We start from the raw sequence: 24,795 nt of genomic DNA, 5'->3' as shown, positions 1-24,795 counted from the left end.
GGTCTACCGCTTGGTGGCGGCCAGCAGGCCGTCGCCGACGGGCAGCAGCACCGGGACCAGGTCCTCGCGCTCGGCCACGCCGTGCACCAGGTCGCGCACGGCCACGGTCTGCTCGTCGCGCTGCGCGGGGTCGGCCACCCGGCCGCCGCCGAGGGCGTGGTCGAGGACCACGACACCGCCGGGGCGGAGCAGCCGCAGCGCCTCGTCGAGGTAGGCGGCGTACTCGCGCCGGTCGCCGTCGACCACGACGAGGTCGTAGTGGCCGTCGGTCAGGCGGGGGAGCACGTCCAGGGCGGCGCCGGCGATGGTGCGCACCCGGGCGGCCGGGATGCCGGCCTGGGTGAAGCCGGTGCGGGCCAGGCGCTGGTGCTCGGCCTCGACGTCGACGGTCGTCAGGACCCCGTCGGGACGCATGCCGCGCAGCAGCCACAGCGCGGAGACCCCCGTACCGGTCCCGATCTCGACGACGGAGCGGGCGCCCAGGGCGCTGGCCAGGAAGCACAGCGTCGCGCCGGCGCCGGGCGTGATCGCGCTGACGCCGACTTCCTCCGCGCGCACGCGGGCGGCGGCGAGCGCGTCGTCCTCGGCCACGAGCCCGTCGGCGAACGCCTGGCTGGCAGGCGTGAGGGGGGTGCTGATGGCGGCCTCCTGGGGACGGCGCCGGGTGGCGCGCGGGTGCGGTGTGCGGGCGACCACCGTAGCGCCAGCCGGGGACGGGGAACGCGCGGGCGCTCCCGGGCGTTGGTGCAGGAGAGGCCGCCGCGCTGCGGCCGCGTGCCGCACGCCGTCTCTCAGGTCCGTCTCAGTCCCGCGCCCTACCGTGGAGGTCCCCGATGCCGGTCACGGCACCCCCCTCGGCCGCAGGAGCCACCATGGACGCCACGCAGCACGTCCCCCCGACCTGGCACGAGGTCGTGGAGCGGCACTCCGACCGGGTCTACCGGTTGGCCTACCGGCTGACCGGCGACAAGCACGACGCCGAGGACCTGACCCAGGAGGTCTTCGTCCGGGTCTTCCGCTCCCTCGACGGCTACACGCCCGGGACCTTCGAGGGCTGGCTGCACCGGATCACCACCAACCTCTTCCTCGACCAGGCCCGCCGCAAGCAGCGGATCCGCTTCGACGCCCTCTCCGACGCCCGCGCGGACGCGCTCTCGAGCCCGGCGCCCGAGCCCGGGGCGGCCTACGCCGACCGCACCTTCGACGACGACGTCGAGCGGGCCCTGGCCACCCTGGCACCCGACTTCCGCGCCGCCGTCGTGCTCTGCGACGTCGAGGGCCTGTCCTACGAGGAGATCGCGGAGATCCTCGGCGCGAAGCTCGGCACCGTCCGCTCCCGCATCCACCGCGGCCGCGCCCAGCTGCGCACCGCCCTGGCACACCGGGCGCCGGAGAACGGGCGGGCCCGGTACTCCGGCCCGGCGACCGGGCCGCTGCCGGTGGTCCGCCGGGCGCTGGCGTGATCGGGCACCTCGGCGCGCGCGTGAGCTCGTTGCTCGACGGTCACCTGGACGCCGACGAGACCGAGCGCGCCTGGAACCACGTCCACGAGTGCCACCAGTGCCGCGACCTCGTCGAGCGCGAGGGCTGGGTGAAGCGACGGCTCGCGCGCCTCTCCGACGACGGCGGTGGCGCCCCGGACCACCTCAAGGGATCGCTCCTGGGTGCGCCCGGCCTGCCGGTACGCCCGTCCGGCTGGGCCGAGGCCGAGCACCGACCCCGCCGGTCGATCGGCGCCGGGGCCGTCGCGGTCGGCGGCGGTGCCGTGGGTGCGGCCATGCTCGGCGTGCTCGCCCTGGGCGCCGGGCCCGCCGCGGCTCCGACGGCGCCGACGATGGACCAGCGCGCGCCGCTGACCCAGCTCACGCCGCTCGGTCCCGTGCTGCCGAGCGTCACCCCGGCCCTGGACCGGTCGGGGCGCGGCGGTCGCTGACCCGCTCGGGGGGAGGCGCTCCAGGGGGTGCGGGGGATGATGGGTCGGTGACCGACCAGCCCCGCGTGCCCGAGCCGGCCCCAGAGTCCTGGGTCCCGCCCGCGGCCCAGCCGCCCCCGCCGTACGCCGCCCCGGCGGCGCCGGTGAGCCCGGCGGCGCCGGTGGCCCCGCAGCCCGCCTGGGGGCCGGTGCCGCTCGCACCGGCCGCCGGGCCGGCCCCGGGCCGCCCGACCGGTCGTGTCAGCGGCTGGGTGTGGCCGGCCGTCGTGGTGCTCGCGCTGGTGGTCGGACTCCTCGGCGGCCTCGCCGGCGGCGTCGTCTGGCAGGAGTGGGACGACGACCGCACCACCGCCTCGGGCGGCGACCCCGAGGGGCTGGCCGGCGTCGACACCACCTCCCTGCCGCCGCTGGCCGCGGACGACCGCTCGGTCGCCGCCGTGGCGCAGGAGATGCTCCCGCGCACGGTGCAGATCGCGGCCGCCCTCGGGGGCCAAGCCGGCGGGGCCACCGGGTCGGGGTTCCTGCTCGACCGGCAGGGCCACGTCGTGACCAACAACCACGTGGTCGCCGACGCCGACGCCAACGGCGGGCTGATCGAGGTGGTCGACGAGGAGGGGAACCGCTTCGACGCCCGGGTGGTCGGGCGCAGCCCGGTCTACGACCTCGCCGTCCTCGACGTCCCCGGCATCGAGGGTCGTGCCCCGGCCGCGCTCGGGCGCTCCCGGGCGCTGCGGGTCGGCGAGACCGTGGTGGCGATCGGGTCCCCGCTCGGTCTCAGCTCGACGGTCACCTCCGGCATCGTCAGCGCGCTCAGCCGCCCGGTCACGACCTCCCAGGGCGAGGACGACTCGTCCTTCATCGACGCGGTGCAGACCGACGCCGCCATCAACCCCGGCAACTCCGGCGGACCGCTGGTCAACCTGAGCGGGCAGGTGGTCGGGGTGAACTCCGCGATCGCCACCGCCGGCAGCGGCCTGGGCGGCGGGTCGGGCAACATCGGGGTCGGCTTCGCGATCCCGGTCGAGCAGGTGCGTGTCACCGCCGACCAGATCCTGCGCGACGGGGAGGCGCAGTACCCGGTGATCGGCGCGGAGGTGCAGACCGGGGAGGACACGACCGGTGGCGCCGAGGTGACCCGGGTGCTTCCCGACAGCCCCGCGGCGTCCGCCGGCCTGCGCGACGGCGACCTCGTGGTGGGCCTCGACGGCGACCTCGTCACCGACGGCGTCGCGCTGATCGTGGCCCTGCGCACCCGTCAGCCCGGCGACACCGTCGCGCTGACGGTGCGCCGCGACGGGGAGGAGCAGCAGGTCGAGATCGTGCTCGCCGGCGAGACCGGCTGACCGCGGCCGGGGCCGGTCAGGTCGACGTGGTGTCGGCCCGCTCGGACTCCTCGAACGGGTGCTGGGCGACGAACTGCTCGGCGTCGCGGTACATCCGTGCGATGTACTCCTCGAGCCGGTCCGCCTCGACCCGCCACTGGCCGCGACCGCCGATCTTGATCGCGGGGAGGTCGCCACGGCGGACGAGGGCGTAGACCTGCGCGCTGGAGGTGTTGAGCACCTCGGCGACGTCGGCCAGGGTCAGGAAGCGGGGCGTGGCGGCCATGCGCCCATGGTGGCACCCCCGTCGGTGCGGCGCGGCCCACAGCACCGGCCTGTGGAGGAGCGGGGTGCCGCCGGGGCCGGTGGCGAGCATGATGGGGCGGTGGTCCACGACCCCGCCCCTCGTCCTGCGGCTCCGCAGCCTGCCCAGCGCTCGCCCGCCTCCGGGTGGCGCGACCCCCGGTTGTGGGCCGGGGTGCTGCTGGTGGCGGCCTGCGGTGTCCTGGGGGCGCGGGTGCTGGACGCGGCCGACGACACCGTCGAGGTCTGGGCCGTGGCCGCCGACCTCGGGGCGGGGGACGAGGTCGGGGCCGACGACCTGGTCGCGACACCGGTGCTCCTCGGTCGGGCCGACGGGCTCGACCACTACGTCGAGGTCACCGAGGAGCTGCCCGCCGACCTGACCCTGACCCGTGGCCTCGGCGCCGGGGAGCTGCTGCCGCGCTCGGCGCTCGGCGACCCCACGCAGGCCGGAACCGTGCAGATCGCGGTCGCCGTCGACGACGTGCGGGTGCCCTCGAGCGTCGGGGCCGGCTCCGTGGTCGACGTCTACCTGCTCAGTGGGGGAGCGGCGACCGACGACGGCACCGAGGTGGCGACCTCCGGGGACGAGGGCGGGGGCGGGGGCTCGCGGCGCGGGGACCGGGTGCTGGAGGACGTCACCGTGGTGGCGTCCTCGGCCGAGCAGGACTTCGCCACGCTCGGGCAGCGCAAGCTCGAGCTCGCGGTCCCCGCGGCCGAGGCTCCCTCGTTCTTCGCCCTCCTCGCCGGGAGCAGCGAGCCGGTGCTGAGCGTGGCCCGGCAGTCGTGATCGTCGTCCTGGTGGTGGCCGCCGGCGCGGCCTGGGAGTCGCCGGCGCTGCGCGAGCTCGGCGACGACCCCGGGATCGTGGTGCTCAAGCGGTGCGTGGACGTCGACGACCTGCTGGCCACCGCCGCCGCCGGCCAGGCCGACGTCGCCGTCGTCGCGCTCGACGCGCCGGGGCTCGACGGGCCGGCCGTCGACCACCTGCTGCGTCACGACGTACGCCCGGTCGCCGTGGTCCCGCGGGGTCCCGACGGGGCCGCCCGGCTCCGCGCCGGTCGCCTGGGGATCCGGGTCGTCGTCGACGAGGGCGACGTCGCGGGCCTCCCGGAGGCCGTGCTCGGTGCGGCCCGCGGCGACGGCGGCGGAGACGGCGACGGTGACGGCGACGGCGGAACGGCGGCACCCGCCGCGACGCCCGACCAGGACGACGCGCCGGTGGTGGCCGCACCCGCCGGTCGGCCCGGCCGGGTCCTGGCCGTGTGGGGGCCGCCCGGGGCACCGGGGCGCAGCACGGTCGCCGCCGGGATGGCCGCCGAGCTGGCCCGCCGCGGGCGGCGGGTGCTGCTCGTCGACGCCGACACCCACGCCGCGAGCCAGGCTCAGCAGCTCGGGGTGCTGGACGAGGTCTCCGGGCTGCTCGCGGCGGCCCGTCTCGCCGGGACCGGGCACCTCGAGGACGAGGTCGCCACGGTCCAGCGCTCCCTCGACCCACGCCTGGCGGTGGTCACCGGCCTGCCCCGCCCCGACCGCTGGCGCGAGGTCCGCGCCGGGGTGGTGGAGACGCTGCTGCGCGCGGCCCGCCGGCACGGGGACGTCGTCGTCGACACCGCCGCCCCGCTCGAGGCGGACCACGGCGCGGACCTCTCCGGTCGCGGGGGCCGCAACCAGGCCACCACCGAGGCGCTCGGTGCCGCCGACGAGGTGCTCGTGGTCGGGGCCGCCGACCCCGTCGGCCTGGCCCGGCTGGCCCGGGCGCTGGTCGAGCTGCGCGAGACCGTCGGCCCGGTCGGCGTCCGCGTGCTCCTCAACCGGATGCGTCCCGGCCTCGGCTGGTCCGAGAGCGAGGTCGCCGCCATGGTCTCCGGCTTCGGCCGGAGCACCAGCCTGCACTTCCTGCCGCACGACCTCGCGGCCGTCGACCGCGCCCTGGTCACCGGCCGCACCCTCGTCGAGGGCGGGGACTCCGCCCTGCTGCGGGCCCTCGGCGCCGTGGTCGACGCCGTCGAGCCCGGGAGCGTCCACCGGCAGGCCGCGCGGCGTCCGGCGGGCCGGGGCGTGCGACGGGGCGCGCGACGGGGCCGTCGGATCCGCTGACTCACCGCCGGCGGCCGGGCGGCCGGTCAGCCGGCGAAGAGCAGCGACAACCCGCCGGCGGTGAAGACCACCATCACCACCAGCAGCGCGAGCTGGCCGGTCAGCTGGTGCCTGCGCGGGAGCAGGCCGACGGCCCGCTCGTGGGAGGCCACCACCCCGACCACGTGCCCCAGCACCACCGCGACCACCTTCAGCGTCGCCAGGAAGCCGGGGTGCTCCGAGAGCCAGTAGTCCACGCCCAGCCCGGCGGTGCCGAACCAGTCGGAGCCGTTCGAGAACGGGTCGCTGACCTGCGCCAGCGTGACCTGGCCGCGCTCGTACCAGTAGGTCGTGTAGTGCGCGACCATGTAGCCGGCGATGATCGGCACGACCGCGTGCGCGAAGGCCGCGGGCAGCGCGCGCCGTGCGGTGCCGTCGCGGACCGGCGTGAGCACGCACGCCGCGCTGAAGAGGCCCGCGACCAGCAGGATCGTGCCGAGCATGGCCAGGTTGGCGACCAGGGTGGGGGAGTGGTCGGAGGTCTGCACCCAGCGGACCCAGAAGGCCGCCTCGCGGAAGGAGTCGTACGCCGTGCTGCCCAGCAGCACCGCCACCACCGCGACCAGGCCGGGTCGCGCCACGGTCGTGTCGAGGTTGGCCAGCGGGGAGCGCAGCAGCAGCCGGTCGCGGCCGTCGTCGTCGGGCTCGACCGCCCACGGCGACAGCTTCGCCAGCAGCGAGGAGTAGACCTCGAAGGGGTCGGCCCGCTCGAAGAACCGGGTCCCGAAGACGGCGCCGCCCACGAGCATCACGCCGAGGTAGGCCGCCAGCCACAGCCGGACCGGGCCGAGCTCAGTGTTGAACGGGTAGATCAGCTCGAACCACACGAAGGCCAGCAGCCCGAGCGCCGCCGGCCAGTAGCCCAGCCGCGCCGGGTAGTCCGCGATCCCGTCCTCCGGGTCACCGCCGGTCAGCCGGGCGAGCAGCTCCACCAGGGTGCGGTGCGGGCTGATCGCCTTGAAGGCCGGCCCGAGCAGCAGGGAGGCCGGCACGATCCCCACCCACAGCCACACCAGGAAGATCCCGAAGACGGGGTTGGTCAGCAGGTCCTCGCCGAGGGTGGCGACCATGACGGTGTAGGCCAGGAACAGCAGGCCCAGCAGCTTCAGGACGGCCTGGAACGGCCCGGACAGCACCACCCGGCCGAGGGCCGGTACGGCGAGCGCCGGCCGCCCGGCGTACCGGGGGCTGCGCCAGGCCACCGCGAGCACGGTGAAGGAGATCACCAGGGCCGCCACGGAGCCGGTGACCGCCAGCGAGAGCGGGATGGGCAGGTCCTTCTGGCCGCCGAGCCCGTGGGCCACGGGGACGGCGTCGGTCAGCGACAGCACCTCAGCGCACCTCCAGCTGCACCAGCAGCTGGTCGGGGTCGTGGAGCTCGACGTCGACGGTGCCGGCCCGGTCCATCTCCAGGGCGAAGGTGGTGGTGCCCGGCTGGTACTCGATCTCCCTGGCCTGGTCCTCCTGCCCGTCCTGCCCGTCCCGGTCGGCGCCGCGGCCGCCGGGCTGCACGTGGATCAGGCCGGCCGAGTCGGCCATCACGACCAGCTCGACCGTCTCGCCGGTCGGGACGTCGACGCGGTCACCGGCCGGGCGGGCCCGACCGTCCTCGATCATCACCTCGACCACGACGCCGTCGTCGGCGGCCGCGGCCCCGGGGCCGCGGGAGCAACCGGTGGTGCCCAGCAGCGCCAGGACCAGCGGGAGCGCCAGGGCCAGCGCGAGGGGCGGCAGGGGTGCCGGCAGGCGCCGCATCGATCGTCCTCTCGGGTCGGGGGGCCCGCGTCACCGCGGCGCCTCTGCCAGAATCCCATGAGCACCAAGCCGGACGGCGAGGGGCGGACCACGGGCACGGACGACGGGCACGGACGACGGGGGCGGGCACGGCATGGGTGGGCGAGGGTGAGCGAACGGCTGCGAGCACGGGACCTGGCGTTCCTGGCGGGGGAGGACCTGACCACTCCCCGGCACACCACGACCGTCGACATCCTCGACCCGGGCTCCTCCGGCTTCGACCACGACCGGTTCGTGGCCCTGGTGCGGGACCGGATCGCGTTCGTCCCGCGGTTCCGGCAGCGGGTTCAGGGCGTGCCCGGCGGCCTGGCGAACCCGGTCTGGGTCGACGACGTCGGCTTCGACCTCGCCTACCACGTGCGCCGCTCCGCCCTGCCCCGCCCGGGCACCCGCGACCAGCTGCGCGAGCTGGTCGCCCGGATCGTCTCGCGGCCGCTGGACCGCTCCCGTCCGCTGTGGGAGATCTACTTCGTCGAGGGCCTCGAGGGCGGTCAGGTCGCCGTCCTGCTGAAGTGCCACCAGGCCCTCGTCGACGGCATCGACACCGTCGACCTCGGCCAGGTCCTGCTCGACGGGCTGCCCGGCTCCACCGGGCCGGTCGGCGCTCCCGACGACGCCGACACCTGGCGGCCCCGGCGCCGCAGCCCGGTGGGGCTGCTCACCGAGGCCCTGCGCGACACCGTCACCGACCCGCAGACGCTGATCGGCACCGTGCGCAGCACCTCGGGCCGGGTCGTCCTGGCCGCGGAGGGTGCCGGCCGGCGCACCCGCGGCGTCGCCGCCGCGTTGACCGGCCGCCGTCCGGTGCGCCCGACCGTGCTCCAGGGGCCGCTGTCCCAGCAGCGCCGGGTGGTCACCCTCGACACCCGGCTCTCCGACTACCGGCTGGTCCGCGACGCCCACGGCGGCACCGTCAACGACGTCATCCTGGCCAGCATCGCCGGCGGGCTCCGGGCCTGGCTGATGACGCGCGGCGAGGCGCTGCCCTCGACCCGCCACGTCCGGGCCGTCGTCCCGGTCTCGGTGATCGACGAGGAGCTCGAGGCGACCTCGCTGGGCAGCCAGATGTCGGTGCACGAGGTCGACCTGCCGATCGGGGAGGTCAGCCCGGTGGTCCGGCTGCACCAGGTGTCGTACTCGTTCGCCGCCCACCACGCCACCGGCAAGAGCGTGGCCGCCGACCGCCTGGCCGGGATCGCCGGCTTCGCCCCGACGACCTTCCACGCCGTCGGCGCCCGCGTCGCGGCCCAGGAGGTGCGCCGCGGCTTCGCGCTGTGCGTCACCAACGCCCCGGGCCCGCAGAGCCCGGTCTACGCCGCGGGCGCCCGCCTGGTGGCGTCGTACCCCGTCCCGCCGCTGCTGCCCGAGCACCGGCTGGCCGTCGCCGTCACGTCCTACGACGGCGGCGTGACCTACGGCATCACCGCCGACCGTGACGCGATCCCCGACGCGGACGTGCTCGGCAGCTGCGTGCTGGAGGCCCTGCAGGAGCTGGTCGACGCCTCGGGCGACGCCCGGCCCCGGGCCCCCCGCGGGCGGACGGGCCGGACGGCCCCGACCGGCCGGAAGCCCACCACCGCCGAGCCGGAGGACTGAGCGTGCGCGTCTGGATCCCGACCACCCTGACCGACCTGGCCACCGCCCACGCGGCCGGTGAGGTCCCGCCGGGCGAGGGCCGGCTGACCGCGCCCGAGGACGAGGAGCAGGAGTACGCCGCGCTGCTCGAGGCCGCGGACGCCTCGGCGGCCCTGCTCGCGGCGCGGGGCGAGCCCGGCGGTCGGCGCACCGTGCTGGTCGCCGAGCTCGGCGACGGCGAGGACCCCGACGGCGCGGTGCCGATGCGGCGCGTGCAGGCGGTCCACGTCGACACCCGCGAGGACGCCGCCGAGGACGACGACCTCGGCTGGTTCGCCACCCAGGAGGTCCCCTTCCTGCTGCGTGGCGAGCTCTGAGCCGCTTCGACAAGCGGTCGGCCCGGGTGACAGCATCGTGACCATGGACGCGACGACCCACCCGCCGGCCCCCGTCAACGAGCCCAACCTGACCTACGCCCCGGGCTCGCCCGAGCGCGCCGGGCTCGAGGCCGCCCTGGTCGACCTGGAGGGCACCGAGCACGACCTCTCGGCCGTCGTCGGCGGCGAGCGGCGCACGGGCGGCGGGCGCGAGATCCGGGTCGTCCAGCCGCACGACCACCAGCACCTGCTCGGCACGATCCGCAGCGCGAGCACCGCCGACGCCGAGGCCGCGGTCGGCGCGGCCGCCGACGCGGCCCCGGAGTGGCGGGCGATGTCGCTGGACGCCCGCTGCGCGGTCATCCTCAAGGCCGCCGACCTGCTGGCCGGTCCCTGGCGGCAGCGGATCAACGCCGCGACCATGCTGGGGCAGTCCAAGACCGCCTTCCAGGCCGAGATCGACGCCGCCTGCGAGCTGATCGACTTCTGGCGCTTCAACGTCCACTTCGCGCGCCAGATCGTGGCCGACCAGCCGATCGCGAACAGCCCCGGGGTGTGGAACCGCAGCGACCACCGCCCTCTCGAGGGCTTCGTCTACGCGATCACCCCGTTCAACTTCACCGCCATCGCCGGCAACCTGCCCACCGCCCCGGCGCTGATGGGCAACACCGTGCTCTGGAAGCCCTCGCCGACCCAGCAGCTGGCGGCGTCGCTGACCATGCAGCTCCTCGAGGAGGCCGGGATGCCCCCCGGCGTCATCAACATGCTGCCCGGGGACGGGCTCGACGTCTCCGAGGTGGCGCTGGCCCACCCGGACCTCGCCGGGATCCACTTCACCGGCTCGACGCCGACGTTCCAGCACCTGTGGCAGCAGGTCGGGGCCAACATCAGCGGCTACCGGTCCTACCCGCGCATCGTCGGGGAGACCGGCGGCAAGGACTTCATCGTCGCCCACCCCTCGGCCGACCCCGACGTGCTGCGGGTCGCGATGCTGCGCGGCGCCTTCGAGTTCCAGGGCCAGAAGTGCTCGGCGGCCTCGCGGGCCTACGTGCCCCGCTCGGTCTGGGCACAGGTCAGGGACCGGCTGGTCGCCGACACCGAGGCCCTCTCGGTCGGCGACGTGACCGACCTGTCGCACTTCATGGGTGCCGTCATCGACGACCGCGCCTTCGCCAAGCACCGCACCGCGCTCGAGCGGGCCCACGCCACCGACGGCCTCGACGTGGTCGCGGGCGGCACGACCGACGACTCGACCGGGTACTTCGTGCGACCCACGGTCGTCGAGGGGTCGGACCCGACCGACGAGATGTTCACGACCGAGTACTTCGGTCCGATCCTGGCCGTGCACGTCTTCGAGGACGCCGACTTCGAGCGGGTCGTGCGGGGCATGGAGTCCAGCGCGCCGTACGCCCTGACCGGCGCCGTGATCGCCCGCGACCGCCGCGCGATCGAGTGGGTGCAGCGCGAGCTGCGCTTCACCGCGGGCAACTTCTACGTCAACGACAAGCCCACCGGCGCCGTGGTCGGCCAGCAGCCGTTCGGCGGCGCGCGCGCCTCGGGCACCAACGACAAGGCCGGCGCGCCGTCGAACCTGATGCGCTGGACCTCGCCGCGGTCGATCAAGGAGACCTTCGTGGCTCCGACCGACCACCGCTACCCGCACATGGGTTGACCCGGCCCGACCTCACGACCAGGCCGGGCGCCGAGGCATGATGGGGGCACCATGACGGTCCTCCCGCTGCACCTCGGCGCCCTCCACCCGGTGGAGCAGGCGCTCACGCTCCTGCTGGCCTTCGGACCGTTCCTGCTGCTCGGCGTCGTGATCGCCGTGCGTCGTCGCCAGGACGCCGCCGAGGACGTCGACGAGGGCGCAGCCGACGGGGTCCCCGAGGACGTGCGGGCTCAGCGCGAGAGGTAGTCCCGTCCGACGCGGTTCTCGACCTTGAGCGCCTTGAGCAGCATGTCGGCGACCAGGCCCTCGATCTTGCCGCCCACGAGCGGGATGGAGACCTTGACGTCCAGCACGACGGTCTCGGTGGTGACCCCGCCGGACTCGCTCAGCCGCGCGGTGCCCCTCATGTCGCCCGGCTTGCCGGGGATCACGACGGTGACCACGGCCTCGGAGGAGCTGGTCCAGTCCTCCTCCTGCACGATGTGGATCGAGTCGCCCACGATCTTCGTCGCGAACGACGGCAGGCCCCGGGCGCTCTGCTTCTGGTCGATGGTGACCGTCTTGGGCCCGCTGCCGGGCGAGGTGACCGTCACGTCGTGGGAGAGCACGTGCTGGGCGTCGCAGACCTCCTCGCGGAAGGCCTTGTCGCCGAGCATCGCGGCGACGGACTCCAGGGGCGCGTCGTAGGTCAGGTCGTGGGTGATCCGCTTCGTCATGGCGCACATCATGGACCAGCCAGGAGGCGTCCGGGCATGCCCTAGGGTCGACAGCGTGTCAACGGTGACCCACGAGCCCGACAAGGAACAGCTCCTCGACCAGGCGGTCGGGGTGGCGAAGCACGGCAAGGGCAGCGGGGGGCCGCCGCGCGAGCGGCTGGACGTCCTGCTGCGGGCCTACTACCGCCACGTCACCGCCGAGGACCTCGTCGACCGGGGCGACGCCGACCTCTACGGCGCCTTCGCCTCGCACCACCGCGCCGCGCTGCAGCGTCCCCAGGGCACGGCCGAGGTCCGGGTGCTGACCCCGACCCCCGGCGACCAGGGCTGGTCGGCGGCGGGGCACTCCGTGGTCGAGGTCGTCGTCGACGACATGCCGTTCCTGGTGGACTCCCTGACGATGGAGCTGTCCCGGCAGCTGCGCGAGGTGCACCTGGTGGTGCACCCGGTCTACGACGCGGTGCGCGACGTCACCGGGGCGCTGCAGGAGCTCTCGCCGGTCGAGGACGGGTCCAGCGAGGCCGCCCCGGGGGCGGTGCGCGAGTCGTGGATGCACGTCGAGATCGACCGGTTGCGCGACGACGACGACCCGGCCGTGATCGCCGAGCACGTGCAGCGGGTGCTGCGCGACGTGCGGGAGTCGGTCGAGGACTGGGACAAGATGCACGCCCGGATCCGGGGCATCGTCGAGGAGCTCGACCAGGACCCGCCCGCCGGCCTGCCGGCCGAGGACGTCCGCTCGGCCCGCGAGCTGCTGGCCTGGCTGGGCGACGAGCACTTCACCTTCCTCGGCTACCGCGAGTACGACCTCGACACCGCCGAGGTCGACGGCGCCCAGGAGGACGTGCTGCGCGCCCGACCCGGTACGGGGCTCGGCGTGCTGCGCGACGACCCCGACGTGACCCGGGCGCTGGGCCGGCTGCCCGCAGCGGTGCGCGAGCGCACCCGCGAGCGCACCCTGCTGGTCCTGGCGAAGGCGAACTCCCGGGCCACGGTGCACCGCCCGGCCTACCTCGACTACGTCGGCGTCAAGACCTTCGACGCCGCCGGCGAGGTCACCGGCGAGCGGCGCTTCATCGGGCTGTTCTCGAGCGCGGCCTACACCGAGTCGCTGCTGCGGATCCCGCTCGTGCGGGAGAAGGCCGCCGCGGTGCTCGCGCGCAGCGGCTTCGACCGGCGCAGCCACGCCGGCAAGGCCCTGATGGACACGCTCGAGACGTACCCGCGCGACGAGCTGTTCCACACCGACGTCGACGAGCTGGCCCCGCTGGTGGAGGCCGCGATGCACGCCCGGGAGCGGCGCGCGCTGCGGATGTTCGTGCGCCGCGACACCTACGGGCGCTACGTCTCCGTGCTGGTCTACCTCCCGCGCGACCGCTACAACACCGTGGTCCGGCAGCGGTTCGCCGAGATCCTCCAGCAGCACCTGGGCGCCGACTCGGTGGAGTTCACGGTCCGGATCAACGAGTCGACCACCGCGCGGGTGCACTTCGTGGCGCACATGCCGGCGGGGGCGACGATCCCGGAGATCGAGACCGCCGAGCTCGAGCGCCGCCTGGGCGAGGCCTCGCGGTCCTGGCGCGACGACTTCGTGGCGGCCGTGCTGACCGAGTACGGCGAGGAGGTCGGCTCGCGGCTGGGGCGCAAGTACGCCGACGCGTGGCCGGAGGCGTACAAGGAGGACTTCTCGCCGCGGACCGCCTCGCACGACCTCGGCCGGCTCGAGGCCGTCGCGGGTGACGGGTCCGGCGGCGGCGGACGGGACCTGGTCCTGCACGAGCCGCTGGACGCCGGTCCGGGGGAGGCCCGGCTGAAGGTGTTCCGGGTCGGCGAGCCGCTCTCGCTGTCCCACGTCCTGCCGACGCTGTCCTCGATGGGCGTCGAGGTCGTCGACGAGCGGCCGTACGCCCTGCTCGGCCTCGACCGCCCCTCGCACGTCTACGAGTTCGGCCTGCGCCACCGCGAGGCGCTGCCCGACGACGCCCGGGTGCTGTTCACCGACGCGGTCCGCGCGGTGTGGGACGGCCACTGCGAGACCGACGGGTTCAACGCGCTGGTCCTGGCCGCCGGCCTCGGGTGGCGGCAGGTGGCGGTGCTGCGCGCGTACGCGAAGTACATGCGTCAGGGTCAGGCCCCGTTCGCGCTCGACTACATCGAGGAGGCGCTGCTCGCCGAGCCCGGGCTGGCGCGGCTGCTCGTGGCGCTGTTCGAGACCCGGTTCGACCCGGCCCTCGGCGAGGCCGACGACCCGCGTCGCACCGCGCGCTGCGAGGACCTGGAGACCCGGATCGAGGCGGCGCTGGAGGACGTGGCGAGCCTGGACCAGGACCGCATCCTGCGCTCCTACCTGGCGCACGTGCGGGCCACGCTGCGCACGAGCTGGTTCCAGGCCGACACCACCGGCGCCCCGGCCGGCGTCGCGTCCGGTGACGTGGTGCTCAAGCTCAGCCCGGCCGGCCTGCCCGACCTGCCGGACCCGCGCCCGCTGTTCGAGATCTTCGTCTACTCCCCGCGGGTCGAGGGCGTGCACCTGCGCTTCGGCCCGGTCGCCCGCGGCGGGCTGCGGTGGTCGGACCGACGCGACGACTTCCGGACCGAGGTGCTCGGCCTGGTCAAGGCCCAGATGGTCAAGAACACCGTGATCGTGCCGGTCGGCGCGAAGGGCGGGTTCTTCGCCAAGCAGCTGCCCGACCCGGCCGAGCGCGAGGCCTGGCTGGCCGAGGGGCAGGCCTGCTACCGCACCTTCATCACCGGGCTGCTCAGCGTCACCGACGACCGGGTCGACGGTGCGACGGTCCCGCCGCGCGACGTGGTGCGCCACGACGAGGACGACTCCTACCTCGTGGTGGCCGCCGACAAGGGCACCGCGACCTTCTCCGACCTGGCCAACGAGATCGCCGTCGCGCGCGGGTTCTGGCTGGGGGACGCCTTCGCCAGCGGCGGGTCGGTCGGCTACGACCACAAGGCGATGGGGATCACCGCCCGCGGTGCCTGGGTCTCGGTCCAGCGGCACTTCCGCGAGCGCGGCATCGACTGCCAGACCGAGGACTTCACCTGCGTCGGGATCGGCGACATGTCCGGCGACGTCTTCGGCAACGGGATGCTCTGCTCCGAGCACGTGCGGCTGGTGGCCGCCTTCGACCACCGGCACGTCTTCCTCGACCCCGACCCCGACGCGGCGACGTCCTTCGCCGAGCGGCGCCGGCTCTTCGACCTGCCGCGGTCGAGCTGGGCCGACTACGACACCACGCTGCTCTCCGAGGGCGGCGGCGTCTGGTCCCGCGACCGCAAGTCGGTGCCGGTCAGCCCGCAGGCGCGGCGGGCGCTCGGCCTGGCCGACGACGTCACGTCGCTGACCCCGGCCGCGCTGATCAGCGCGATCCTGGCCGCCCCGGCCGACCTGCTCTGGAACGGCGGCATCGGCACCTACGTCAAGTCCTCCGACGAGACGCACGCCGAGGTCGGGGACAAGGCCAACGACGCCATCCGCGTCGACGGTCGGGCGGTGCGTGCCCGGTGCGTCGGCGAGGGCGGCAACCTCGGGCTCACCCAGGCCGGGCGGGTCGAGTACGCCCTGCGCGGCGCGGGCGGCCAGGGCGGTCGGATCAACACCGACTTCATCGACAACTCCGCCGGCGTCGACACCTCCGACCACGAGGTGAACCTCAAGATCCTGCTCGACCGGGTGGTGGCCGACGGCGACCTGACCCGCAAGCAGCGCAACGCGACCCTGGCCTCGATGACCGACGAGGTCGCCGCGCTGGTCCTGCACGACAACGCCGAGCAGAACATCGCCCTGGCCAACGCCGTGGCCCACGCGCCGTCCCTGCTGCACGTCCACGAGACCTGGATGAAGCGGCTGGAGGCCGCCGGCGCCCTGGACCGCCAGATCGAGGGCCTGCCGTCGCGGCGCGAGGTCCGCCGCCGCCTCGAGCGCAAGGAGGGGCTGACCACGCCCGAGCTGGCCGTGCTGCTGGCCTGGACCAAGATCGTGCTGGCCCACGAACTGCTCGCCTCCGACGTGCCCGACGACCCGTGGTTCGAGCAGGACCTCGTGGCGTACTTCCCGACCAGGATCCGCGACGAGCACCCCGCGGCCGTGCGTGCGCACCCGCTGCGCCGCGAGATCGTGGTGACCCGGGTGGTCAACGACCTCGTCGACGTGGCCGGGCTGACCTACTGGCCGCGCCTGGAGGCCGAGACCGGGGCGAGTGCCGCCGACCTCGTGCGGGCCAACTTCGCGGCCCGCGAGATCGTAGGGTCCCGCCCGCTGCGCGACGAGGTGGCCGCGCTGGACAACCGGCTGGACGCCGGCGTGCAGACGCGGATGCGGGTCGAGATGCGCACCCTGGTGGAGCGCGCCTCCCGGTGGCTGGTCAGCCGGCGCCACGAGCCCCTGGACACCACGGCGGTCGCGGCGACCTTCGCCGGCGTGGTGCCGCGGGTGATGGCCCGGCTGCCCGAGCTGCTCACCGGCGCGGAGCTGGCCGGGTTCGAGCGCCGCCGCGACGGGCTCGTCGAGGCCGGGGTGGCCGAGGACCTCGCGGTGCGGGTCGCCGTGCTCGGGCCGGCCTACCAGCTGCTGGGCGTCGTGGCCACGGCCGAGGACGAGGGGCTCGAGGCCGAGGACGTCGCCCGGGTGCACTTCACCCTCGGCGAGCGGCTCGGGCTGCCCGCGCTGGTCGGGCGGATCCTCGCCCTGCCGCGCCGCGACGAGTGGGAGACGATGGCGCGCGCCGCGCTGCGCGACGACCTGCACGCCGTGCACGACGAGCTCACCCGCGCGGTGCTGCAGGAGACCGAGGCCGGGGAGGGCGCCGCCGCCCGGATCGCGGCGTGGGAGGAGCGCCGCCCCACGGCGGTCGAGCGGGCCACCGGGACGCTGCGACGGATCTGCTCCGACGAGCAGGCCGACCTGGCCCGGATGTCGGTCGCGCTGAGGACGGTGCGCAGCCTGCGGGCCTGACCCACCGGCCCGGGTGGCGGCGGATTGGCGCGGTGTCGGTGGCCCCACCTAGGGTCGGGGTTGCCGATGTCAACCAGTTCTGCGGGGGTCGTCCCCGCCACCCAGCCGCCCGCCGGCGTCCACTCCCTGTGGCGCCTCCGCTCCTACCTGCGACCCCACGCCACGACCCTGGCGATCATGCTGACCGTCTCGCTGGTCGGGGTCGGGCTGGCGATCGCGATCCCGCTGGTGACGCGCGCGATCATCGACGGACCGGTGACCGACGGCGAGATCGGGATGCTGCTCCCGCTGGGCCTGCTGGCGATCGGCCTCGGCGTGCTGGAGGCCGCGCTGGTCTTCTGGCGCCGGTGGATCCAGTCCAGCGCCGTGCTCAGCATCGAGAGCGCGATGCGCCGCGACCTCTACGACCGCCTCCAGCAGCTGCCGATGTCCTTCCACACCCAGTGGCAGTCGGGCCAGCTCCTCTCGCGCGCGACCACCGACCTCGCCGCCCTGCGCCGGTTCAGCGGCTTCGGGATGATCTTCCTGGTCGTCAACGTGCTGCAGCTCGTGGCGACGACGGCCGTGCTGCTGGTCATGTACTGGCCGCTCGGCCTGGTCGTGGCTGCCGCGGCGGTGCCGATCGTGGTGCTCTCGATGCGTTTCGAGCGGACCTACGTCGTCATCTCCCGGCGGGTCCAGGACGAGCAGGGCGACCTGGCCACGCTGGCCGAGGAGGGCGCGGTCGGGGTCCGGGTGATCAAGTCCTTCGGGCGCAGCGAGCACGTCGCGCGGCAGTACGAGGCCTCGGCCGACCGGCTGCGCGCGACCAGCATGGAGAAGGTCCGGCTCGCCGCGAAGTTCTGGACGTTCCTCGAGGGCATCCCCAACCTGGCGGTCGTGGCCGTCCTGGGGCTGGGCGCGATCGGCGTCGGGTACGACCAGCTGACCCCCGGGGAGCTGGTCGCCTTCATCACGCTGCTGCTGTCGCTGGTCTGGCCGGTGGCCTCCCTCGGCGTCATCCTGGCGATGGCGCAGGAGGCGATGACCGCGGCCGCCCGGATCCTGGAGATCTTCGACACCCGGCCCGACATCGTCGGCGGGGACCGGGTGATCGCCGAGCCGCGCGGCCACCTGCGCCTGGAGGGCGTGGACTTCGCGTTCCCGGACGCCCCCGACGAGCCGGTGCTGCGCGGGGTCGACCTGGACCTCGCGCCGGGTGAGACCGTGGCGCTGGTCGGCGCCACCGGGTCGGGCAAGAGCGTGCTCACCGCCCTGGTGCCGCGCCTCTACGACGTCACCGGCGGACGGGTCACCCTCGACGGCGTGGACGTCCGCGACCTGGAGCTGACCCACCTGCGGAGCCTGGTGGCGACCGCCTTCGAGGAGCCCACCCTGTTCTCGATGAGCGCCCGGGAGAACCTCACCCTGGGTCGCGCCGACGCCTCGGACGCCGAGGTCGAGGAGGCCCTCGCGATCGCCCAGGCCGGTTTCGTGCACGACCTGCCCTGGGGACTGGACACCCGGATCGGCGAGCAGGGCATGGCGCTCTCCGGCGGCCAGCGCCAGCGCCTCGCCCTGGCGCGCGCGGTGCTGGCACGACCGGTGGTGCTGGTCCTCGACGACACGCTGTCCGCGCTCGACGTGCACACCGAGCAGCTGGTCGAGGAGGCGCTGCAGCGCGTGCTGGCCTCGACGACGGGCCTCGTGGTCGCCCACCGGGCCTCGACGGTGCTGCTCGCCGACCGGGTCGCGCTGCTCCAGGACGGCCGGATCACCCACGTCGGCGACCACCGGGACCTGCTCGCGACCGTGCCGGCCTACCGGGAGCTGCTCGCCGCCGACGCCGCGCCGGCCCGACCCACCGAGCACGCGGAGGCACGCCGATGAGCGGGCCGAGCGCCGACTGGCGCGGGGTGGCCGAGGTCGACGCCGAGGAGGCCGCCGAGCGCGGCCGCGGGGTCACCTTCACCGGGGGCGCCGGCGACCTGCTGCGCGAGCTGCTGCGGCCGTACAGGAAGGCGCTGTGGATCCTGATCGGGATCGTCGTGGTCGAGAACGTCGGCCGGCTGGCGATCCCCTACCTGGTCAAGGTGGGCATCGACTCCGGGATCCCGCCCATCCAGGAGAGCGGCAACCTCGTCCCGCTGGCCGAGGTGGTCGGGCTGGTGCTGGCCTCGACGGTCCTGCAGGCGGTGGCGCGCAACCTGTTCCTCGTCCGGTCCGGGACGATCGGGCAGGACATGCTCTACGAGCTGCGGCGGCGGGTGTTCCGGCACTTCCAGGCCCTGAGCCCGGCGTTCCACGACTCCTACACCTCCGGCCGGGTCATCTCCCGGCAGACCTCCGACGTCGACGCGATCTACGAGATGCTCGAGACCGGCTTCGACGGTCTCGTCACCGCCGCCTTCACCCTGGTCGGCACGGCCGGGCTGCTGCTGTTCCTCGACCTCGAGCTCGGCGCGGTGGCGCTGCTGTGCGGGCCGTTCCTGTTCCTGCTGACCAACTGGTTCCGCAAGGCCTCCGCGCGCAGCTACACCCGTACCCGGGAGAAGATCGCGCTGGTCATCGTGCACTTCGTGGAGTCGATGGGCGGCGTGAAGGCGGTCCAGGCGTTCCGCCGGGAGCCGCGCAACCAGGAGATCTTCGACGACGTCAACGACCAGTACCGGCGCGCCAGCCTGCACGCCTTCCGGCTGGTCGCGGTCTTCATGCCCGGCATCAAGCTGATCGGCAACCTGACCATCGGCATCACCCTGCTCTACGGCGGCTACCTCGCCTTCCAGGGCGAGGTCACCGTCGGGGTGCTGGCGGCGTTCCTGCTCTACCTGCGCCAGTTCTTCGAGCCGATGCAGGAGATCTCGCAGTTCTACAACACCTTCCAGTCGGCCTCGGCCGCGCTGGACAAGCTGGCCGGGGTGCTCCGGGAGGAGCCGGACGTGCCCGAGCCCGAGCGCCCGCACCCGCTGGGCGCGGCGCGGGGCGAGCTGCGCTTCGAGGACGTCCGCTTCGCCTACGTCGCCGACCGGCCGGTCCTGCCCGGCCTGGACCTGACGGTGCCGGCGGGCCAGACCCTCGCCCTGGTCGGCACGACCGGTGCGGGCAAGACCACCCTCGCCAAGCTCGCCACCCGCTTCTACGACCCGACCGGCGGCGCGGTGCTGCTCGACGGGCAGGACCTGCGCACGCTGACCTCCGACGACCTGCGCCGCGCCGTGGTGATGGTGACCCAGGAGAACTACCTGTTCTCCGGCACCGTCGCCGACAACATCCGGTTCGGCCGGCCCGGGGCGTCGATGGAGGACGTCGTGGCCGCCACCACCGCGCTCGGCGCGCACGACTTCATCACCGCCCTGCCCGAGGGGTACGAGACCGACGTGGCCAACCGCGGCGGGCGGCTGAGCGCCGGCCAGCGCCAGCTGGTCGCCTTCGCCCGCGCGTTCCTGGCCGACCCCGCCGTGCTGATCCTGGACGAGGCCACCTCCTCGCTCGACGTGCCGTCCGAGCGGCTGGTCCAGCAGGCCCTGCGCACCGTGCTCGCCGGGCGGACCGCGGTGATCATCGCCCACCGGCTCTCCACGGTCGAGATCGCCGACCGGGTGCTGGTGATGGAGCACGGGCGGGTCGTCGAGGACGGCTCGCCGGCCGAGCTGGTGGCCACCGACGGCGGACGGTTCTCCGCGCTGCACGCGGCCTGGGAGGACTCGCTGGCCTGAGGACCGGGCTCAGCTGGCCTTCTTGGCCGCCGGCTTCTTCTTCGCGGTCTTCTTCGCGGCGGTCTTCTTGGCGGCGGTCTTCTTGGCGGGAGCCTTCGTGGCCGCGGACTTCTTCGCGGTCTTCTTGGCGGGGGCCTTCTCCGTCGGCTTCTCCTGCTCCGCCGCCGTGTCCTCGCCGCGCGAGCTCTTCGCCGCCTCGACCGAGCGCTGCAGGGCGGCGAGCAGGTCGACGACCTCGCCGGAGGACTTCGTCGACGTCGGGGTCCGCTTGATCTCGCCGCCCTCGATCTTGGCCTTGACCATCGCCTTGACCGCCCCGGCGTAGTCGTCCTCGAACTCCGCGGCGTCGAAGTCGCCGGCGAGCGTCTCGACCAGCATCGTGGCCATCTTCGTCTCGGAGTCCTTGACGTCGCCGGGCTCGACGGAGAAGTCAGGCGTGCGGACCTCGTCGGGCCACATCATGGTCTGCAGCACGATCACGTCGTCGCGCACCCGCAGCACCGCGATCGAGGTCCGCTGGCGCAGGGCGACGGTGACCACGGCCATCCGGTCGGCCTCGACGAGGGCCTGGCGCAGGAGGGCGTACGGCTTGGCCCCGCTCTTCTCCGGCTCCAGGTAGTAGGACTTCTCGAACAGCATGGGGTCGATCTGGTCGCTCGGCACGAACTTCTCGACCGCGATCTCGCGCGAGCTGGTCGAGGGCAGCGACTCGAGGTCGTCCTCGTCGAGCACGACCATCTCGCCGTCCTCGGTCTCGAAGCCCTTGGCGATCTCGGAGTACGGCACCTCCTCGCCGTCGACCGAGCAGACCCGCTGGTAGCGGATCCGGCCCCCGTCGGAGGCGTGCACCTGCCGGAAGGAGACGTCGTGGCTCTCCGTGGCGGCGTACAGCTTGACCGGCACGCTGACCAGCCCGAAGGAGACCGCGCCCTTCCAGATCGCCCGCATGGGGTCAAGGATGACCCCATGCGCCCCATGCTCGCCACCCCGACCACCGAGGTGCCGTCCGGGGAGCGGTGGTCGCACGAGGTGAAGTGGGACGGCGTCCGGGTCCTGGCACGCGGCGGGGCCGACCTGGGCGACGCCGTGCGGATGACCAGCCGCAACGACAACGAGGTCACCGTGGCGTGGCCCGACCTCTCGACCAGCCCCCTGCCGGGGCGCGACCTGCTGGTCGACGGCGAGGTGATCGCGCTGAACGAGCGCGGGCTGCCGGACTTCCGCACCCTGCAGGAGCGGATGCACGTGCGCCGGGCGGCCACGGCGGCCGCGCTGGCCGACCGGGTGCCGGCCACCTACATGGTCTTCGACCTGCTCGCGCTCGACGGCGAGGACCTCACGGGGCTGGCCTGGGCCGAGCGACGGGCGCGCCTGGAGGACCTCGCCGGCCCCGACGGGCTCGGGGCCACCGGGTGGCAGGTGCCCGCGGCGTACGACGACGGGGCGATGCTGCTCGAGGCCACCCGCACCCAGGGACTGGAGGGCGTGGTCAGCAAGCGCCGCGACTCCCGCTACGCCTTCGAGCGGCGCAGCCCGCACTGGCTGAAGCTGGCGCACCGGCACCGGCGCTCGTACGTCGTGGGGGGCTGGCGCCCGCAGGAGGGCAGCGGCGCCGACGGTCCGCTGGCCGCCGTGCTGGTCGGCGAGCCGACGTCCGACGGGCTGGCCTACCGGGGCCGCGTGGGCAGCGGGATCGGGGGCCGGCGGAGCGCGGAGCTGGCTGCGATGGTGGCCCCGCTGGCGCGGGCGGCCAGCCCGTTCCACGACGAGGTGCCCCGCGTCGACGCCCGCGGCACGCACTGGGTCGAGCCGGTGCTGGTCGTCGACGTCGACACGCACGGGGCCGGGTACGCCCGGCTGCGCCAGCCGTCCTTCCGCGGGGTCCGGCCCGACCTCGACCCCGACGACCTGGCCACCGACGACCTGACCGGGCAGTCGTGAGCCCGCGCGCCGGCGACCCGCCCCGCGAGGAGGTCCGGGTCGAGGTCGACGGGCGGACGCTGACGCTGAGCAGCCTGGACAAGGTGATGTACCCGGTCACCGGGTTCACCAAGGGCGAGGTGCTCAACTACTACGCGCAGGTCGCGCCGGTGATGCTGCCGCACCTGCGCGACCGTGCCGTGACCCGGATCCGCTGGCCGCACGGCGTCGGGGGCGAGAGCTTCTACGAGAAGAACGCCCCGCGCGGCGCCCCGTCCTGGGTGCGGACGGTGACGGTGCCGACGTCGGGGTCCCGGGGCGCCTCCCGGCACGGCGACACCCTCGTCTTCCCGGTCGTCGACGACCTCGCCACGCTGACCTGGATGGCCAACCTGGCGGCGCTCGAGCTGCACGTGCACCAGTGGCGGGTGGGGCGCAACGGCCGCCCGCGCAACGCCGACCGGCTGGTGGTCGACCTGGACCCCGGGGAGCCCGCCGGGCTGGGGGAGTGCTGCCGGGTCGCGCTCCTGGTCGCCGAGGCGCTCGCCGAGCACGACCTCGTCGTCCGGCCGGTGCTCAGCGGGAGCAAGGGCCTGCACCTCTATGCCGACCTGCCGTCGCGGCGGCCGTCCGAGGCGGTGACGGCGCTGGCCAAGGAGGTCGCCGACGACCTGGCCGCCGCGCACCCACGCTTGGTGACCGCGACCATGACCAAGGCGCGCCGCGGGGGAAGGTGTTCCTGGACTGGTCGCAGAACGCCGCGTCGAAGACCACGGTCGCGCCGTACTCGCTGCGCGGGCGGGAGCGGCCCCGGGTGGCCGCGCCGGTCACCTGGGACGAGGTCGAGGCCGGCGCCGAGGACCCGTTGGCCCTGGACCAGCTGGGCCCCGAGGAGGTGCTGGCCCGGGTCGCCGAGCACGGCGACCTCCTGAGGTGGTGACCGGGGTCCGGGCGCTGTTACCGAACCGTTTCCTGCCGTGGTGACATCGTGTCGCGAACGAGTCCGGAACCGGGTGTGCGGCGCCGCGACGGGCCCTAGCCTGGCAAGGTCTGCCCGGGGGGTGGCGGACCACCTCACCGACCCCCGACCCGGAGCAGTGTCCCGATGGAGCTCGCGCCCGTCCCACGCCGTCGCCCGTGGTCCTGGGGCGCCCGGACGGCGTTCGCGGTGCTCGTGGCCGCGCCGGTCCTGCTGCTCGTGCTCGTGCCGGCCGCCTTCGGCCTGGACCGCTACGTGACGGCCGCGCCCGCCGGCGACGTCGCGCGCGGCTCCGTCGTGCTGGCCCGTGCCGTGCCGCTCGGCGACCTCGAGGACGGGGACGTGGTCACCGTCTCCCGCGCCGGCACCGCCGGCCTGGTGACGGGCTCCGTGGTCGGCGCGGGTGGTGCGGGCATCGAGGTCCGTGCCGGCGAGGACGGCGTGCCGATCGGGGACCGCACCACCGTGGACCGCCTCGTCCTGGCCGTCCCGCTGGTCGGGTACCCGTTCCTGGGGGCGTCTACACCCCGGTGCTGGCGCTGGTGGCGCTGCTGGGCGGGCTGTCGCTGTGCGTGGTGCTGCTCCGGGAGTCCTGGCGGGAGCCGGTGCGCAGCCACACCCCGGGCCCGCACCCGCGGACGCCGCACTGGGCCGGGCAGGGCTGATTAGTCCTCCGGGACGTCGTGCCGCCGGTACGCTCCCCACCTATGAGCGCAGCGCGTGTCCTGGTCGTCGAGGACGAGGAGGACATCGCCTTCCCCCTGGTCCGGACGCTGGAGCGCGAGGGGTACGACGTCACCTGGGTCGACAGCGGTGAGAAGGCCCTGGACGAGCTCCGCACGAACGCGGCCGAGGTGGTCATCCTCGACCTCGGGCTGCCCGACATGGACGGTCTCGAGGTCTGCCGCAAGGCCCGGGAGCTCGCCTTCGAGGGCGCGATCATGATCGTCACCGCCCGCGCCGGTGAGCTCGACCGGGTGGTGGGTCTCGACTACGGCGCCGACGACTACCTCGCCAAGCCCTTCGGCCTGGCCGAGCTGCAGGCGCGGGTGCGCGCGCTGCTGCGCCGCACCCACACCGGCCCGACCCCGGTCGTGGCCGTCGACGGGCTCCGGATGGACGCCGGTGCCCGCCGCGTCTTCTACCGCGAGGCCGAGGTGCCGCTGACCGGCAAGGAGTTCGACGTCCTCGAGGTCCTGCTGACCAACCGCGACAAGGTGGTCTCCCGCGACAAGCTGATGGCCGACGTGTGGGACGAGAACTGGTACGGCTCGACCAAGACGCTCGACGTCACGATCGGCCGGCTCCGGCAGAAGCTCGAGCAGGTCAAGGTCCCCGAGCGGGTGGTGGCCGTGCGCGGGGTGGGCTTCCGTCTGGAGGGCAGCGGACACGATGTCTAGGAGG

General features: G+C 74.6%; 21 protein-coding genes and 1 pseudogene. 16 read left to right on the top strand and 6 right to left on the bottom strand.

All coding sequences use genetic code 11. The features are described from left to right. Positions 1-3: 3 nt before the first annotated feature. A complete protein-coding gene (locus ENKNEFLB_RS18085) occupies positions 4-639 on the bottom strand; it encodes an O-methyltransferase (protein ID WP_214059577.1) in 636 nt (211 codons plus the stop codon). Between the two features lie 233 nt (positions 640-872). Here ENKNEFLB_RS18085 and sigE point away from each other — a divergent pair, with 233 nt between their 5' ends. From sigE to ENKNEFLB_RS18070, 3 genes are read left to right on the top strand one after another with little or no spacing between them, the layout of a single operon-like run. Continuing rightward, on the top strand, positions 873-1,463 hold the full coding sequence (gene sigE, locus ENKNEFLB_RS18080; protein WP_246535649.1) for an RNA polymerase sigma factor SigE: 591 nt from the start codon (positions 873-875) through the stop codon (positions 1,461-1,463). Positions 1,464-1,483: 20 nt separating this feature from the next. Continuing rightward, on the top strand, positions 1,484-1,933 hold the full coding sequence (locus tag ENKNEFLB_RS18075) for an anti-sigma factor (RefSeq protein ID WP_214056638.1): 450 nt from the start codon (positions 1,484-1,486) through the stop codon (positions 1,931-1,933). Between the two features lie 47 nt (positions 1,934-1,980). Beyond that, complete coding sequence (locus tag ENKNEFLB_RS18070; RefSeq protein ID WP_214056637.1) at positions 1,981-3,276, top strand: S1C family serine protease; 1,296 nt, start codon at positions 1,981-1,983, stop codon at positions 3,274-3,276. Between the two features lie 16 nt (positions 3,277-3,292). Here ENKNEFLB_RS18070 and ENKNEFLB_RS18065 read toward each other — a convergent pair whose 3' ends face one another. Continuing rightward, positions 3,293-3,541, bottom strand: a complete 249-nt coding sequence (locus ENKNEFLB_RS18065) for a helix-turn-helix domain-containing protein (RefSeq protein WP_214056636.1) — start codon at positions 3,539-3,541, stop codon at positions 3,293-3,295. Positions 3,542-3,640: 99 nt separating this feature from the next. Between ENKNEFLB_RS18065 and ENKNEFLB_RS18060 the strand changes: the two genes are divergently transcribed. Together ENKNEFLB_RS18060 and ENKNEFLB_RS18055 are read left to right on the top strand one after the other, a co-directional pair. Beyond that, a complete protein-coding gene (locus ENKNEFLB_RS18060; RefSeq protein WP_214056635.1) occupies positions 3,641-4,348 on the top strand; it encodes a hypothetical protein in 708 nt (235 codons plus the stop codon). Next, positions 4,345-5,658, top strand: a complete 1,314-nt coding sequence (locus ENKNEFLB_RS18055; protein WP_214056634.1) for a CpaE/TadZ family protein — start codon at positions 4,345-4,347, stop codon at positions 5,656-5,658. Before ENKNEFLB_RS18060 ends, ENKNEFLB_RS18055 begins: the two co-directional genes overlap by 4 nt. A 26-nt stretch (positions 5,659-5,684) precedes the next feature. Here the strand turns inward: ENKNEFLB_RS18055 and ENKNEFLB_RS18050 are convergent, their stop codons facing one another. After that, on the bottom strand, positions 5,685-7,028 hold the full coding sequence (locus tag ENKNEFLB_RS18050) for a hypothetical protein (protein ID WP_246535648.1): 1,344 nt from the start codon (positions 7,026-7,028) through the stop codon (positions 5,685-5,687). 1 nt (position 7,029) lies between these two features. After that, positions 7,030-7,452, bottom strand: a complete 423-nt coding sequence (locus ENKNEFLB_RS18045) for a hypothetical protein (protein WP_214056633.1) — start codon at positions 7,450-7,452, stop codon at positions 7,030-7,032. A 147-nt stretch (positions 7,453-7,599) separates the two neighbouring features. Between ENKNEFLB_RS18045 and ENKNEFLB_RS18040 the strand changes: the two genes are divergently transcribed. From ENKNEFLB_RS18040 to ENKNEFLB_RS18025, 4 genes are read left to right on the top strand one after another with little or no spacing between them, the layout of a single operon-like run. Next, positions 7,600-9,087 (top strand): WS/DGAT/MGAT family O-acyltransferase, encoded by a 1,488-nt coding sequence (locus tag ENKNEFLB_RS18040; protein ID WP_214056632.1) that lies wholly within the window; start codon positions 7,600-7,602, stop codon positions 9,085-9,087. A 2-nt stretch (positions 9,088-9,089) separates the two neighbouring features. Then, positions 9,090-9,443, top strand: a complete 354-nt coding sequence (locus tag ENKNEFLB_RS18035) for a DUF6912 family protein (RefSeq protein ID WP_246535647.1) — start codon at positions 9,090-9,092, stop codon at positions 9,441-9,443. 43 nt (positions 9,444-9,486) lie between these two features. Beyond that, positions 9,487-11,115 (top strand): L-glutamate gamma-semialdehyde dehydrogenase, encoded by a 1,629-nt coding sequence (gene pruA / locus ENKNEFLB_RS18030; RefSeq protein ID WP_214056631.1) that lies wholly within the window; start codon positions 9,487-9,489, stop codon positions 11,113-11,115. 51 nt (positions 11,116-11,166) lie between these two features. Further along, positions 11,167-11,361 carry a hypothetical protein gene (locus ENKNEFLB_RS18025; protein WP_214056630.1) on the top strand — a complete coding sequence of 65 codons (195 nt, stop codon included), beginning with the start codon at positions 11,167-11,169 and terminating at the stop codon, positions 11,359-11,361. Here the strand turns inward: ENKNEFLB_RS18025 and ENKNEFLB_RS18020 are convergent. Beyond that, entirely contained in the window at positions 11,346-11,831 is a 486-nt protein-coding gene (locus tag ENKNEFLB_RS18020; RefSeq protein WP_214056629.1) for a DUF2505 domain-containing protein, read from the bottom strand. The two genes, ENKNEFLB_RS18025 and ENKNEFLB_RS18020, sit on opposite strands and share 16 nt — an antisense overlap. Before the next feature lie 10 nt (positions 11,832-11,841). On the opposite strand from ENKNEFLB_RS18020, the gene ENKNEFLB_RS18015 reads away from it, so the two are divergent. From ENKNEFLB_RS18015 to ENKNEFLB_RS18005, 3 genes are all read left to right on the top strand, one after another. After that, on the top strand, positions 11,842-16,797 hold the full coding sequence (locus ENKNEFLB_RS18015; protein WP_214059574.1) for an NAD-glutamate dehydrogenase: 4,956 nt from the start codon (positions 11,842-11,844) through the stop codon (positions 16,795-16,797). A gap of 66 nt (positions 16,798-16,863) precedes the next feature. Next, positions 16,864-18,666, top strand: a complete 1,803-nt coding sequence (locus tag ENKNEFLB_RS18010; protein WP_214056628.1) for an ABC transporter ATP-binding protein — start codon at positions 16,864-16,866, stop codon at positions 18,664-18,666. Then, on the top strand, positions 18,663-20,492 hold the full coding sequence (locus ENKNEFLB_RS18005) for an ABC transporter ATP-binding protein (RefSeq protein ID WP_214056627.1): 1,830 nt from the start codon (positions 18,663-18,665) through the stop codon (positions 20,490-20,492). Before ENKNEFLB_RS18010 ends, ENKNEFLB_RS18005 begins: the two co-directional genes overlap by 4 nt. 9 nt (positions 20,493-20,501) lie before the next feature. On the opposite strand, the gene ku is transcribed toward ENKNEFLB_RS18005, so the two are convergent. After that, complete coding sequence (gene ku, locus ENKNEFLB_RS18000; protein WP_214056626.1) at positions 20,502-21,440, bottom strand: non-homologous end joining protein Ku; 939 nt, start codon at positions 21,438-21,440, stop codon at positions 20,502-20,504. Positions 21,441-21,458: 18 nt separating this feature from the next. On the opposite strand from ku, the gene ligD (ENKNEFLB_RS17995) reads away from it, so the two are divergent. The 4 genes and pseudogenes from ligD (ENKNEFLB_RS17995) (at position 21,459) to ENKNEFLB_RS17980 (ending at position 24,791) form a co-directional block, all read left to right on the top strand. Next, positions 21,459-22,433: a non-homologous end-joining DNA ligase gene (ligD, locus tag ENKNEFLB_RS17995; RefSeq protein ID WP_214056625.1), complete on the top strand. Its 975-nt coding sequence runs from the start codon at positions 21,459-21,461 to the stop codon at positions 22,431-22,433. A gap of 86 nt (positions 22,434-22,519) precedes the next feature. Then, positions 22,520-23,352, top strand: a pseudogene (ligD, locus tag ENKNEFLB_RS23065) (non-homologous end-joining DNA ligase). Between the two features lie 165 nt (positions 23,353-23,517). Beyond that, positions 23,518-24,060 carry a hypothetical protein gene (locus tag ENKNEFLB_RS17985; RefSeq protein WP_214056624.1) on the top strand — a complete coding sequence of 181 codons (543 nt, stop codon included), beginning with the start codon at positions 23,518-23,520 and terminating at the stop codon, positions 24,058-24,060. 38 nt (positions 24,061-24,098) lie between these two features. Further along, positions 24,099-24,791 (top strand): response regulator transcription factor, encoded by a 693-nt coding sequence (locus tag ENKNEFLB_RS17980; RefSeq protein ID WP_214056623.1) that lies wholly within the window; start codon positions 24,099-24,101, stop codon positions 24,789-24,791. Positions 24,792-24,795 lie beyond the last annotated feature (4 nt).

Source organism: Nocardioides aquaticus, from assembly GCF_018459925.1.
In the GTDB taxonomy this organism is placed as follows: domain Bacteria; phylum Actinomycetota; class Actinomycetes; order Propionibacteriales; family Nocardioidaceae; genus Nocardioides; species Nocardioides aquaticus.
This window is presented reverse-complemented; position numbering and strand designations above follow the sequence as displayed.